The organism is Bilifractor sp. HCP3S3_D3, from assembly GCF_052063915.1.
GTDB lineage: Bacteria > Bacillota > Clostridia > Lachnospirales > Lachnospiraceae > Bilifractor.
The window spans coordinates 1-372 of the sequence record NZ_JBQHWP010000063.1; the positions used below are offsets into that span (position 1 = coordinate 1).

At 54.3% G+C, this 372-nt stretch carries 2 rRNA genes; both read right to left on the reverse strand.

Annotation, left to right across the window (positions count from 1 at the left end):
• Positions 1 to 113: ribosomal RNA gene (gene rrf, locus ACTNDI_RS14040) — 5S ribosomal RNA — on the reverse strand; the annotation flags it as partial.
• 166 nt (positions 114 to 279) lie between these two features.
• A 16S ribosomal RNA gene (locus tag ACTNDI_RS14045) occupies positions 280 to 372 on the reverse strand; the annotation flags it as partial.

Genomic DNA, 372 nt, shown 5'->3' on the forward strand with positions numbered 1-372 from the left:
GCGGCCGCCTATCTTTCCATACTGTCTCCGGCATAGTATTTTCGGCCGCCCGGGTCTTAACCATCGTGTTCGGAATGGGAACGGGTGTCTCCCCCGGGCGCATCGCCACCAACAAGCTTTGTCGTCACATTGACGACTCAACAGTAAAACACATCCTCTGCAGTGCTACTAAGCTCAGCGTTCCGCTTCGCTAAGGGCACTGCACGGCTCGCACTAAATTCGAACTTCCTTTCAGTCGTTCTCATTAAGTGCTCATGCACGTACTCATTCATTCCTTAGAAAGGAGGTGATCCAGCCGCACCTTCCGATACGGCTACCTTGTTACGACTTCACCCCAGTTACCGGCCCTGCCTTCGACTGCTCCCTCCCTTG